Consider the following 12,036-nt stretch of genomic DNA (forward strand, 5'->3'; position numbering starts at 1 on the left):
ACGCAAGTAAACGGAGCGTCCGGATCCGGCCACCACCTCCACGACGGGACCGTCAGGTCAGGGCCACGCCCCCGCGAAGTCGATCTGCTCGGCCCACTCCGGGTGGTCTATCAGCGGATTGCGGTTGCCTTGTATCTCGGCTATCGCCGCGTTGCGGTGCTGCTCGTAGAGGCCCACCGGATGGTCCCGGTGCCAGTCCAGCAGCACCTCGAGGCGGCCCCGTTGGAGTTCGCGCGCCTCGTCGCCGATCTTGCCCGGGTAGCGGAGCAAGAAGTAGAGGGTCGCCCTGGCGACCGGCCCCTTGCCCTTCGAGGGCTCGAACTTCTCCGGCTCCCGGCGCCCGCAGCCCTGCATGATGACCTCTTCGAAGTCCAGGAAGTCGAAGTAGGGGATGTTTCCGCGGAAGCTGTTGCACGGGGGCTCGCAGGTGAAGAGATGGTGCAGGTCTCCGCGCATCGGCTCCTTCTTGGCGAACCAGGACTGGGGCACGACGTGTTCGCAGTTGAAGGGCAGCGACGCCTCCAGGAGGTCGAGCTCGGCCTCGATGGCCTCCGGGCCGGGCGCACTCTCGTGCAGCATGAACTCCTGCCAGCGTCCGATCCGGGCGGCCTCCATCGCCGCGTCGGCCTCCATGAGCTCCTCGGGGGAGAAGCCCTTGCCCGAGTAGATGCCGTGGAGCTTCTCGTCAGGCTGCTTGTCCACCCACGGGTAGAGCAGACGCATCGGCTTGTACGCCGGCCGGCGCTCGTGCGTGGACTCCAGACGCTGGGTGAGTGCGAGGCGCAGGGCTGTGGGGTTTCCGACGTGAATGCCCGCGTAGTAGGCGTCGCGTGCCGTCCGGTCCGCGGCCTCGTCGTAGTAGGGGCGTGCGCTGAAAGCCGCGAGGTTGACCAGGGCGGCTGCCAGGTCCCGCTCGGCGGGCGACTGACCGTCGATGCTTCCGATCCCGGCCGGCGACCCGGCGTACGTGGGGGCGGCCGCGCGGTGCACCGGTGGCGCGGCAGGTGGCTCGGCCCGGGGCGGCACGGCGTCGGAGTCGAGGCTGACGCTGATGTGCAGGGGGACGCTCCAGCGGACGGATCCGGATCCTGCCGCGGCGCGCTGCTCGGCACCCCCGTCCGTCGCCCGGTCCGTCAGGACCGCCGGCGGCGAGATCTCCACGGGGTGCGGGTGCAGGGACGAGCCGGCCGCGAACAGTTCCGTCCGCAGCGCCGCGGCGGCGCCGGACAGGGGGAACTGCTGGATCATGCCGAGGATGCGGCTGACCCGCACGCCCTCATTCGCCTTCCAGTCCACCCGGTGCTCGCCCATGCTCGGACGCCAGCGGGTCCCGTCGACGGCCAGCACGTGGCCGTCACGGTCCTTGCGCGGGGCACCCGCGTGGTGCAGTGCCACGACCTCCCACTGGTCGTTGAATACCGGAGCACCCGAGGAGCCGCGCGCCGTGTCGGCCGAGTAGTGCAGGAAGTCGTCCAGCACGTCCACGATCTGGTTGTCCCGGAGGGCGAGCTGCTTGGGCTCGCCGTTGGGGTGCTGGATGATGTTGACGAGTTCGCCGATGACGGCCTTGCCCTGGGCTTCCTTGAGCGGCAGTCTCCCGAAGGACGCCAGGGGCTGACCGTCTCGGGAGCGTTCCGAGACCGCGACCACGGTGAAATCGAGGTCACGGTGGGTGACGAAGAAGCGGTGTGGATCGAGCCGGAACACGACCGGAACGTTCGGCCGCCCGTCCAGGCCTGCCTGGAAATTGAACTCGACGACCCCGGCCGCCGCCTCTTCGGGCGAGCCCAGTACGTGGTTGTTCGTCATCAGCAAGGACGGAGACACCAGGAAACCGGTGCCGTGGTGGGACGAGTCGGGACTCCGGACGGTGATGCGGCCGACCGAGCGGGAGGCGAGGAAACCGCCTTCCAGGTAGTCGATTCCGATGAGATCGTTGCGGCCCATGAACCGTTCGAGCACCAGCAGGTCGGGGCTGACCAACTCGCGGTCCAGATCCAGGCTCGTGCCGGTCGTGGCGGTGGCAGGTGTCCGCTCGACCGCTGTGGCCATGGCCCAGTCGACGCCCAGACGGTCCAGCCGCTTGTTGACCCGTTCCCGGCTGTCGGCATACAGGATGCCGTGTTGCTCGAGCGCCTCCCGATGGCCGTCACGCTCCGCGGTTCGGGCTGCGTAGCGCCGACTGGCATCCTCCACCTGAGCCAGGAAACCCTTGTCGACCCGTGACAACTGCTCCACTGTCATGTGCGCTCGCCTCCTCGGCGGCACGCTTCCGCGCTCAGACGTCGGAATTGTCCCCTCGTTCCAGTATGTGCACAGGGCCCGGGGGACCGCCCAGTCGTACCGGCCGGCGCGAACAGCGACGCTCCCTCGGGAACGCGGGGACGGGAGTGGCGTGAGCGTTCAGCGCGTGGATGCAGCCGCCGTCCCCGCCGAGGTCTCGGCGACCGGTTCGGCCAGCAGGTCGGCCATGCGGTGCATCACCGGTACGGGCAGGGCGGGGTTCGCGGCCGCGTCACGTGCGGTGCTCCTGTCCCGCAGCAGCCGCAGCAGGACGTCCTGGGGGAGTGCGGGGTTCCGGGCCGCGCGGACCCGCACCGATTCCTCCGGGTCGTCGAGCAGGCGGACGGCCGCGGCGGAGGTGAGCCGCGGGTCCTGCGCCGCGTCCTGCCGTACCTCCTCCGACTCGTCCCGGCTGAAGTCCTCGACCAGCTCGGGCGTGGACTCCGCGTCGTCCAGGGCGAGTCGGCGCAGCCTCGGATTCGGATCGGTGGCGTAGCGGAGCAGTCCGGTGCGCGGGAAGTTCGGGTGGGTGCGCGGCCGGCCGGGGAAGGTGAAGCTGCCGGTCCACCACTGCCAGACCTCCAGGAGCATCTCCGGCGGCGCGTCGTCGCAGGACTCGGCGAGGAAGAGCCGTACGACCCGGTCCTCGTCGCGGGCGAGCCGTTCGACGACATCGGGCGGCAGGTGCCGGGCGCGGGCGACGCTGCCGCGTACGTACGGATGGCTGGACGCGGCGAGCCGGCGCATGGCCTCCGGGTCGTCGTGGAGTGCGGCGACCCAGGGCAGGACCATGGGGCGCCCGTCGTGCGGTTCGAAGGTGACGCGTACGGCGGCCCGCTGCTCCTCGGTCAGGTCGGCCCGGACGGCCACGGCGTGCCGGATCCACTCGTCCTCGTCCTCCGCGAGGACGGCGACGGCCGCCGGGTCGAGGCGGGCGTTCTCCGCGAGCCTCTCCCGTACGTCCCGATCCTCGTGGACGGCGAGCCGCGCGGACAGTTCGGGCTCCAGTCGGCAGGAGTCCAGGGCCTTGCCTTCCGTGCCGCCGAGCCGTGCGAAGCCGGCCTCGTCCACCGGGTGGTCCTGGTGGTGACGCAGCTGAGCGGCCGTGCGGACGTGCTCGTCGGGGTCCGTGAGCAGTCCCTCCCGTACGGACGGGGAGAGGCGGGACCAGGCGGGGGCGCAGGCGGCGGCCCGGACGGCGGGAACGGGGTCGCCGACGAGAGCGTGGAGCAGCGGCTCGGGCAGTCCGGGCAGCCGGGCGGCCCCGGCCCGGACGAGGGGCGAACCGTCGGCGGCGAGCGCCTCGTACGCCGCGGCGGGCAGCGTCACACGCGCCCACACGGCTCTCTCCACGAACAGGGCCCGCCGCGCGCCGCTCGTCTCCGCCCGGAGCAGCCGCCCCCACTGGTCCGCGGTCAGCTCGTGCCGCGCCTCCACGACCAGGCCGCGTACGTGCGGGTCCGGGTGGACGACCGCGGCGTCGATGACGGCCGACGGCAGGTCTTCCCGCCACAGGAAGCCCGGTTCGATGTCGAGCAGCCGGATCAGGAGGTCTACGGGCGCCGCCCGGTTGTAGCCCAGGAAGTCCCAGCCGTGAACCGGCTTCCCCCACGCGTCGAGTGTCATGGGCGCCATCCTGCCCGGTCCGCGGCCGGCTGACGTGGGGCGACCGGCCGCGGACCGGGGGTTGGTGGGAGTGGCTCGGTCAGCAGCCGCGGTCGACGAGCTTGAACGAGGCGTAGTGGTCGGCGGTGTAGTAATCCTCCTGGTACGACTCACCGGTCACGATCCGGCGCGCACCCCGCGTGCTGCTGCCCGGGGTCTTGACCGTGTACTCGTGGTAGTAGCCCCGGGCGTGGGCCGGGAGGATGCCTTCGCGGTTCTGGAAGACGCTGCCGTCCTGGCGGTACGGGAAAGGTCCGCCCTGCTGGATCAGGCGGAGGGTGTCGTGGGCCTGGGAGGGGAGGCTGGAGTAGCAGATGTTGCCGACGGCAGCCGCCGAGAGGCCCGGGGCCGAGGCCGAGGGGGAGGCGGAGGCGGAGGCCGGGGCGACGGCTGCGCCGGCCGGGGCGCCGAGGAGGAGGGTCCAGGCGAGGGCGGCGGCGCCGCCGATGGCCGATATGCGTGGGGGGATTCTCATGCCCCTCATGATGACGCGCGTAGAGCAGACCCTGGAAGCCCAACTCCCTTCAATTTTCCGGACGTTAACTTCATGCGCACGATGTGACGACGACGTGTGCGCCGGCCGTCCAGCCGCACCTGGGGCCGTGTGCGCGACCTCGCCCTCGAACCGCGCCTCCTGCCTGCGCCGCCGCGCAATCCCCTCCACGATCCCGGACGAGGCCGCCCCAGCGCGCACCCGCCAGAAGCTGCGCGCGGTCCGCTACCAGGCGACCGTCCTCGTCGCGGCCGCCAAGGAGTGGCTGTGCCCCTCGGCCATCACGCGGTGGGATCCACGTTCCACGCCTCCGGCAGATCGCTGCCGCAGAAGACGCACACGAAGTCGTCCTCCAGCCGGAGCACACGGTCCGCGCCGACCCCGAAAGGTGAACGGTTCGGCCGGCTCCGCCGCGGATCGCCCAGCGATCCAGTTGCCGAACTCGGCTGCCGAGTCAGAGCACTTCCGACACACCCAGAAGGCCGCGACGGTGCCCCCTGCCCCCTGCCCCCTGCCCGCTGACCGGCGGTCTTACGCCCGCACGGCGCGGTCATGGGGCTGAAGGGGCGGCGTGGCCGTAACCCCGGCGGTACGGCCGCGTTGAACCAGTCATGATCATCAAGCGTGCTGTGCTGACCGCCGTCACTGCGGCCGCCGTGAGCGGCGTCACCTTTGCTCCAGCCGCCCACGCCGCAGCGCCGGCCCCTGCGGACCCCGCGTCCCTGCCCGGTGCCGTCACCGGCCTCTTCGGCCACCTGACGGGCACCGTCAACGGCATCGGGAGCCAGTGGCCGGGCAACGCCGCCACCGCGTTCCAGACGCTGGCCGAGGCGATCCACCAGAACGGCCAGAAGGTTCACACGAGCCTCAACACGATCTCGGAGAACCTCAAGCCGGGTGGCGTAACTCCCTGATCTCCCGGCCCCGCTGACAGCCTCGGGGCAGCCGCGTCGGGGAGCGACGTCAAAGGAGGGCAGGCGAGCAGGGTCAGGCCGGTTGTCGGCCCTTCCGGTCGAAGAACTGGATGAGTGCCTCGGCGAAAGCCTCAGGGTGGGTCAGAGGGGCGACATGCCCCGCGCCGGGGATCTGGTGCACACGCGCGTGGGGCACGTGGTCCGCCACGTACTGCGCGCTGGCGATGAGGAAGGGCCTCGTGTGCGAGCCGTGCAACACCACCACCGGGGCGGAGATCGCACCGAGCACGGCCGGGTCATCAGCGGTGGGACCTTCGTACTCCGCCGACTGCTGGAGGAGGCTGAGCAGGTTCGGGACGTAACGCCCTGCGGCTTCGAAGTAGCCGGACCGCTCGGCCACTGCGATCTCGTCGTCGTTGAAGGGCCAACCGGCGAAAGCGCGGGCCGCGTCCGCAAACCTGCCGTCAGCGGCCAGCTCGCCCGTCCGGGCGAGGGCAGCGCCGAGCACCGCCTGCTCCCGCTCGTCCATCAGGCTCAGGACCCCAGGCTCAAGAGAGGCCACCGCATCCACCGTGTCGGACTGGGCCGCCGCGGCGAGCGCCAGGTGGGCGCCGTACGACCACCCCGCCAGCCCGGTCGGTTCCCCGATGCTGCCGACATAGGTGAGGACGTCTTCGACGAGCCGACCGGGACTGAGGTCATCGTGATCACCGCTGAGGCCACGACCCCGCATGCTCGGCAGATGGCAGGTGAACCGGCCGGTCAGGTGTTCCAGCAGCAGGTACCCATCGATGTCACCGTCACCGAGGATCCCGTGCAGGAACACCAGAGGCGGACCCTGACCGTGTACGGTCCCGACGATCGTGACGCCATCGCTGGTGATCGCGGAGTGGGTGCGCTGGTCGCTCATTGCCGGCTCCTGCAGCTCGCGCCGTCATGCCAGCAACGATTCTGCAATCGTCGGAAACTTTCGTACGGCACGGCTCGCCGTGCCGCTCCCGTGGATGGGCGGAGAGAGATCCAGCACGCACGGGTGGCCGGCGCATCCTGCCCGCCGCTGACCACGTCGAGATCGAGGGCGCCCGCACGGCCTGCCGTGGGACTCACGCGGAGGAGGTCAACACCGCTCGCTCGCCCGCCGCTGCCGCTGCCCTCCCGGGCGGGCTCACGATTCGTCGGCCGCGGGGTCGCCGGAGGACAGGGCCGGGGCGGCAGCCCTTCTTCTGCGGTACACCACCACCCCGCACGCCATGAGGAGAACGGCCACGGCCGACACCCCGTAGGCCGTCCGCTCCGCGAAGAGCCTTCCCAGCACTTCGACCACGCCGAGCCCCGCGGTTGCGTAGATCAGCGCCCAGGCCGCTCCGCCGACGAACAGGGCGGGAAGGTAGCGCGGCAACGGCATGCGCATGCTGCCGGCGAGGAAGTTCGCGGCGGTCTGGAAGCCCACGGTCAGGAACGAGACGGCCACCACCAGCGCGCCCCACCGCTGGATGGCCCGCTCGGCGCGCTGGAACTTCGGCGAGGAGATCCGCCCGGCGAACCTGCTGCGCCGGGCACCGGCGCCGGCGAGCCACCCGACGGCGAACGTCCCACCGGCGCGGAGCAGGACGATGACGTACAGAGCTCCCGCCGTAAGCGCGATCTTATCCACGACGCCTCGTCCCGGGCTCCGGGCCGGAACCCGCGGCCGCCGTCACTTGCATGGACGCCCCGCCCGCGCGGGCACGCGACGCGCAAGCCCGATCACCGTCTCCCACCTGCGCCCCGTTTCTGCACGTTCCGTCTATGGGCTCCCACCTGCGGCACCGGAACCCGAAGCTGCACGCCCGGGTCGCCACGCCAGGCAAGGCCAGCCTAACCGAACGTGCATACGGCGGATACGGGGCAGGGGCAAGGCGGCGCTGACAGATCTCTGCCAGGACGCGCCGACCAGGGCTGGGAGCTGCCGCCAGGTGCAGCGTGACATGGATGGCAACGGGACCTGGCGAACGGACCCGCGAGGCCGCCTCCCGGCTCCGGCAGGGGCCCCAGTAGCGTCCATTCCATGATCGCCCTCGATGCCCTCATGCGCCTCTGTCCGCCGCCCGCCGACCCGCCGCCCGTCGTCGACTGGGCGCAGGCCGAGCGCGCCTTGGGCACGGCTCTGCCCGCTGACTACAAGCACCTCGTCGAGACCTACGGCGACGGCATCTTCGATGACACGATCTGGCTGCTCGTCCCCGACTCCGCCCACAACGACTGCGACCTCCACGCGCAGACGACGGAACGGGACGAGATCCTGGCCGGCCTGTGGGAGTTCGAGGCGAAGCCCGCCGCGCTGCTGGAGGCGGGCGCCCGGGTCCTGCCGTGGGCATACGAGGAGGGCACGGGTGCCTTTCTGTACTGGCTGGCCAGGCCCGGCCTGCACCCCGATGAGTGGACCGTGTTCTACAACGAGGGGCGCGGCCCCCTGTGGGAGCACCACGACATGGGGTGCCTGGCCTTCCTGCTGGCGGTTCTCACCGGAACGGCGGAGACGGAGTACTTCGGGTACCTCTACGACGTGCTCGAGCCGACGGAGCACTGCTTCGCCACGGCCGACCAGACCCTCGGAAAGCCCCACCGCTGACGTCGTCCGAGCGTCGTACCTGGCCAGTCCGCCTTCAGGTACGCAGCGGGCGATCGCGGCGCGGGAGAAAGGCGGGCGGGGGCCTGGTGGTGGTGGGGGCGCGGGGGAGTGCCGCACGGCGGACGCGGCTCTGGTGCACTGCCGTGTGCCCGTGCGCGACCACGTGCGCGCCGTTGTGACGGCCCCGTCGGTTGCTTAGCGTGCTCGACGCAGCTTCGGTGGGGGGTGTGCAGCGCCACCGAACCGTCGTCATCCCGGGGACTCAGGGGGGCCACATGCCGGAACGGGACTCGACCACGCACGACACGCGGCCGGAGCCAAAGGGGTCGCGTACTCGACCCAGGGGTCGGATCTTCCAGACCTCGACCATGACGGCCATGCTGGAGGGCGTCTACGAAGGCACCACCACCATCGCCGAGCTCCGCCGGCACGGAGACTTCGGCATCGGAACCTTCGACCGGCTCGACGGCGAGATGATCGTCCTCGACGGCCGGTGCTACCGATTGCGTGCCGACGGGACCGCCGGTGAAGCCGACCTGGCCGCCCGAACGCCCCTCGCGGCGGTCACCTACTTCCACGGCGAGCACGACTGGCGGATGACGGAGCCAGTCGACGCCACGGGGCTGCGGACGGTGATCGACAGCCGGCTCCCGAGCCCCAACCTGTTCTACGCGGTCCGCGTGGACGGACACTTCGACCACATGGTCACCCGCATGCTCCCCGAGCAGCACCGCCCCTACCCCCGGCTGATCGACGCGGTTGCCGGGCAGATCATTTCCACGCACACCGATCTCCACGGGACGATCGTCGGCTTCCGCAGCCCCACCCACATGCTCGGGGTGGCCGCAGCCGGGTACCACCTGCACTTCCTCTCCAGCTGCCGCACACGCGGGGGACACGCCTACGACTTCGTACTCCGCTCCGGGCGGGTGCGCGTCGACGTGGGGTACGAACTGCTCCTCCATCTGCCGCGCACCCAGGATTTCCGCAGCGCTCAGCTCGGCCGAGGCGATATCGCAGGTGAGATCGAGGCGGTGCTCCAGGGCGGCCCCAAGCCACGAGGCGCGAGGCGGTACGGCAGCGAACTACCGCACCCCCCGTAGGCCCGCCCCCCCGCTGACCGGCGATGATGGACGGGCGCGGGCTCCGCAGTGGCGTCCGCAGGGTTGTCGGGGGTGCGGCAGTGATCGAGGTCGGGCAGCAGGGCGCGTTCAGCATGAACAGTGTCGGCCTGGAGCGTCTGCCGTTCCCATTGAGCTTCAGCGTCCACGAGGCAGAGGGAGTGTGGCGGGTGACCGCCGGCGCCGCCCAGGCGGGCGAGTTGGCCGACTTGCTCGTAGCCGTGGCCAACGACGCGGTCGCGGTGGTGTCGCTGGAGACCAACTCCTACCTGGACGAAGACTGGCACCCGCTGCGGCCCTCTCTGATCGCGGCCGAGCTCGGCGTGCCGTGTACGGTCCACCCCGTCGGATCCTGGGCCTCCGGTACGTACGGACTCGCGGAGGAACTCCTGGTCATGGACCGCGACCTCCTGCCCCGTTTCCTCGACGGCACCTGGTCGCCCTACGAGCTGACTCTGATCGACGTGCACGCCGACGCGACCCCGGAGCAGCTCGACGAGCTCGCCCTCGTGCTCGGCACGACGGGCGTCGGCGAGCCGCTCCTGAGCCGCCTGGAAGGCTCCCGGGTCTGGTTCTCCGGCCACGACGACTGCTACGTGTTGCTGGAAACCCGCGACCGCGCCCTGCCGGCCGCGGTCCTGGCGCGGCTGCTGACCCTGCTGGCCGGCTCCGCCCTCGCCGAGCGCGCCGACGTGCCTTCCGTGCGCGTTCCCGAGCCCGGACCCCGGCTGGCTGAGGAGCTGATCGCCACCGCACCCCACTGGATCGGGGCCCTGGGCGAAGTCACCGAGGATCGGGTGACGGTCGGGCTGGCTGCCCTGCCCGATCCGTGGCGGCTGGACGTGCCGTTCCCCCAGCAGGCCGACCTCACGGTGACGCTCGACGTACGCCTCGGCACCTGGCGGATCACGCCCGCCGAACAGTCAGGCCGGGTTGGCTCCTTGTCGTCCTGACCGGGCACGTGGGCCATGGCGCCGGACGTGCAGTCCCAGCCCGGGACGCCAGGAAACACAGTCGCTCTGCCGCTGAGCTCGAGCCCGCCTTTCCGCCGGTCTCCAGTCGATCGCAAACCGCACAGCCGGTAAAGCCGTGGCCCCTACGGAGTGAATCGCGCCAGATCCCGTGCCCCTTGTCCTGAACGCTCCATACGTTGGCCCCTCTTCGCTCATCACCACGAACAGGGGGGCCGGTGCGCAACCACCGACTCGTCATGACCGCTGCCCTCATGGCGGCAGGTCTCGGCATCATCCCGGGCGCCGCGCAGGCGGCCGATCCGGTACCCGTCGCGGCCGGCATGGCCGAGGCGATAGCCAAGGCAGCCACCTCCGAGGGCTTCCACAGCCCGGCCGACCGCACGATCCGTACCGCCCTGCCCGCTGCCGCCGAGGGGAACGGCACGGCGAACGCCAAGACCGCCGCACCGCAGACCGCGCAGGGCGCGCAGACGGCGCAGAGCGCGCAGACCGCGGAGGGCGCGCAGGGCGTCGCACTGGACCCAGGGGCCAACCCGGCCCTCGCGGTGGACGTCAGCGGCACCAGCTACACCGCGCACGGGATCGAGCTCACCGCCCTGATCACGAGCGCCGACTTCGCACTCGACGTCGTCATCGACTGGGGCGACGGAAAGACCGACACGGTCACCGCCCGGGGCAACGCCGAACTGCACCACTCGCACACGTACGACAAGTCCGGCGAGTACCAGGTGAAGGTGACGGTGACCGACACCGCCAACGCCGTCCAGGCCTCCAACGGGGGCGCCTTCCTCACCCCCGGCGCCGACTTCACCCCGCACACCCCGACCCGGCTCCTCGACACCCGCAACGGCACCGGCGCGCCCGCGGGCAAGGTCGCCGGGCAGGGTTCCGCCCGGGTCAAGGTGGCCGGCAACGCCGCCGTACCGGCGGGCGTCAGCGCGGTCGCCCTCAACGTCACCGTCACCGAGACCGTCGACAGCGGGTACGTGACCGCGTGGCCCGGCGCGGGCTACGACCGCCCGGAGACCTCGAACCTGAACTACACGGCCGGCCGGTCCATCCCGAACCTGGTGATCGTGCCGGTCGGCGAGGACGGGTACGTGGAGCTCCACAACGGCGGCTCGCAGCCGGTCGACCTGATCGCCGACGTCACCGGCTACTTCACCCGGGCCTCGGCCGGCGGCTACACCTCGATGACGCCCGCCCGGTTCGTGGACACCCGGGAGGGTGTCGGCGCGGCCCGCGGCAGGCTCGCCGCGCGCAGTGCGTTCGCGACCCGGATCGGCGGCCTGCACGGGGTGCCCCAGGGCATCACGGCCGTGGCGCTGAACGTCACGGTGACCGAACCGGAAGGGCCGGGCCACCTGACCGCCTTCTCCGGCGACGGGCCGGTCCCGACGTCGTCGAACCTGAACTTCGTGCCCGGTCAGACGGTGGCCAACGCGGTGATCGTGCCGGTGGCCGCGGACGGGACGATCAAGGTGTTCAACGGATCCTGGTTGCCGGCCCACGTGGTGGTCGACGTCGTCGGCTACTACAGCGAGGACGGCAAGGCCGCCTTCCTGCCCTTCACCCCGTTCCGGACGCTCGACACCCGCGAGGAGGCCTACGGCTGGCCCGGCGGCAGGTTCCGGGCCCGGGAGTACATCACGCAGGGCTTTACACCCGGGGACGCGACGGGCGTCGAGGCCTACGTGCTGAACACGACCGTCACCGAGACGGGCGGCACCGGATACCTCTCCGTGGCGCCCAGCCCCTACCCCCTGCCGACGGAGGGCGGGCCCGCCGCGCCCACCTGGCCGCGCCCCGGCTCCTCCACCCTCAACTGGACGGCCGGCGCGACCGTCCCGAACCTGGTGCAGGCGAGCGACGGCGACCACGGCGTCATCACCTTCTGGAACCAGGGCCATGAGGACGCCGACCTGGTGCTCGACGTCTTCGGCGTCTACCAGTCCAAGTGATCCCCGGGGGCGGC

The 12,036-nt window shown here is 71.3% G+C and carries 10 protein-coding genes; 5 read left to right on the forward strand and 5 right to left on the reverse strand.

Going from position 1 to position 12,036, the window contains the following annotated elements:
- Positions 1-57: 57 nt before the first annotated feature.
- The 3 genes from ACZ6I1_RS08465 to ACZ6I1_RS08475 form a co-directional block, all read right to left on the reverse strand.
- On the reverse strand, positions 58-2,244 hold the full coding sequence (locus tag ACZ6I1_RS08465) for an endonuclease (protein WP_469284602.1): 2,187 nt from the start codon (positions 2,242-2,244) through the stop codon (positions 58-60).
- A 159-nt stretch (positions 2,245-2,403) separates the two neighbouring features.
- Positions 2,404-3,909: a PE-PGRS family protein gene (locus tag ACZ6I1_RS08470; RefSeq protein ID WP_469284604.1), complete on the reverse strand. Its 1,506-nt coding sequence runs from the start codon at positions 3,907-3,909 to the stop codon at positions 2,404-2,406.
- A 79-nt stretch (positions 3,910-3,988) separates the two neighbouring features.
- Positions 3,989-4,423, reverse strand: a complete 435-nt coding sequence (locus ACZ6I1_RS08475; RefSeq protein ID WP_469284607.1) for a guanyl-specific ribonuclease — start codon at positions 4,421-4,423, stop codon at positions 3,989-3,991.
- A gap of 629 nt (positions 4,424-5,052) precedes the next feature.
- On the opposite strand from ACZ6I1_RS08475, the gene ACZ6I1_RS08480 reads away from it, so the two are divergent.
- Positions 5,053-5,355 carry a WXG100 family type VII secretion target gene (locus ACZ6I1_RS08480; protein ID WP_469284609.1) on the forward strand — a complete coding sequence of 101 codons (303 nt, stop codon included), beginning with the start codon at positions 5,053-5,055 and terminating at the stop codon, positions 5,353-5,355.
- A 73-nt stretch (positions 5,356-5,428) separates the two neighbouring features.
- On the opposite strand, the gene ACZ6I1_RS08485 is transcribed toward ACZ6I1_RS08480, so the two are convergent.
- Both ACZ6I1_RS08485 and ACZ6I1_RS08490 read right to left on the reverse strand, forming a co-directional pair.
- Positions 5,429-6,265 carry an alpha/beta fold hydrolase gene (locus tag ACZ6I1_RS08485; protein ID WP_469284611.1) on the reverse strand — a complete coding sequence of 279 codons (837 nt, stop codon included), beginning with the start codon at positions 6,263-6,265 and terminating at the stop codon, positions 5,429-5,431.
- Between the two features lie 255 nt (positions 6,266-6,520).
- Positions 6,521-7,009, reverse strand: coding sequence for a DedA family protein (locus ACZ6I1_RS08490; RefSeq protein ID WP_469284614.1), 489 nt, complete (start codon positions 7,007-7,009; stop codon positions 6,521-6,523).
- A gap of 393 nt (positions 7,010-7,402) precedes the next feature.
- Here ACZ6I1_RS08490 and ACZ6I1_RS08495 point away from each other — a divergent pair, with 393 nt between their 5' ends.
- From ACZ6I1_RS08495 to ACZ6I1_RS08510, 4 genes are all read left to right on the forward strand, one after another.
- The gene (locus tag ACZ6I1_RS08495) at positions 7,403-7,966 is read left to right on the forward strand and encodes an SMI1/KNR4 family protein (protein WP_469284616.1); all 564 of its coding nucleotides are present in this window, start codon (positions 7,403-7,405) and stop codon (positions 7,964-7,966) included.
- A 275-nt stretch (positions 7,967-8,241) separates the two neighbouring features.
- Entirely contained in the window at positions 8,242-9,069 is an 828-nt protein-coding gene (budA, locus tag ACZ6I1_RS08500) for an acetolactate decarboxylase (RefSeq protein WP_469284618.1), read from the forward strand.
- A gap of 188 nt (positions 9,070-9,257) precedes the next feature.
- Positions 9,258-10,040, forward strand: coding sequence for a hypothetical protein (locus ACZ6I1_RS08505; RefSeq protein ID WP_469284620.1), 783 nt, complete (start codon positions 9,258-9,260; stop codon positions 10,038-10,040).
- Between the two features lie 257 nt (positions 10,041-10,297).
- Positions 10,298-12,022: a PKD domain-containing protein gene (locus ACZ6I1_RS08510; protein WP_469284623.1), complete on the forward strand. Its 1,725-nt coding sequence runs from the start codon at positions 10,298-10,300 to the stop codon at positions 12,020-12,022.
- The last annotated feature ends 14 nt before the right edge of the window (positions 12,023-12,036 follow it).

This window comes from Streptomyces sp. NPDC046303 (assembly GCF_055588085.1).

Excerpts from the sequence above, each read along its gene's own strand:
- ACZ6I1_RS08465 (WP_469284602.1), bottom strand. The coding sequence starts at position 2,244 with ATGACAGTGGAGCAGTTGTCACGGGTCGACAAGGGTTTCCTGGCTCAG.
- ACZ6I1_RS08470 (WP_469284604.1), bottom strand. The coding sequence starts at position 3,909 with ATGACACTCGACGCGTGGGGGAAGCCGGTTCACGGCTGGGACTTCCTG.
- ACZ6I1_RS08475 (WP_469284607.1), bottom strand. The coding sequence starts at position 4,423 with ATGAGAATCCCCCCACGCATATCGGCCATCGGCGGCGCCGCCGCCCTC.
- ACZ6I1_RS08480 (WP_469284609.1), top strand. The coding sequence starts at position 5,053 with ATGATCATCAAGCGTGCTGTGCTGACCGCCGTCACTGCGGCCGCCGTG.
- ACZ6I1_RS08485 (WP_469284611.1), bottom strand. The coding sequence starts at position 6,265 with ATGAGCGACCAGCGCACCCACTCCGCGATCACCAGCGATGGCGTCACG.
- ACZ6I1_RS08495 (WP_469284616.1), top strand. The coding sequence starts at position 7,403 with ATGATCGCCCTCGATGCCCTCATGCGCCTCTGTCCGCCGCCCGCCGAC.
- budA (WP_469284618.1), top strand. The coding sequence starts at position 8,242 with ATGCCGGAACGGGACTCGACCACGCACGACACGCGGCCGGAGCCAAAG.
- ACZ6I1_RS08510 (WP_469284623.1), top strand. The coding sequence starts at position 10,298 with ATGACCGCTGCCCTCATGGCGGCAGGTCTCGGCATCATCCCGGGCGCC.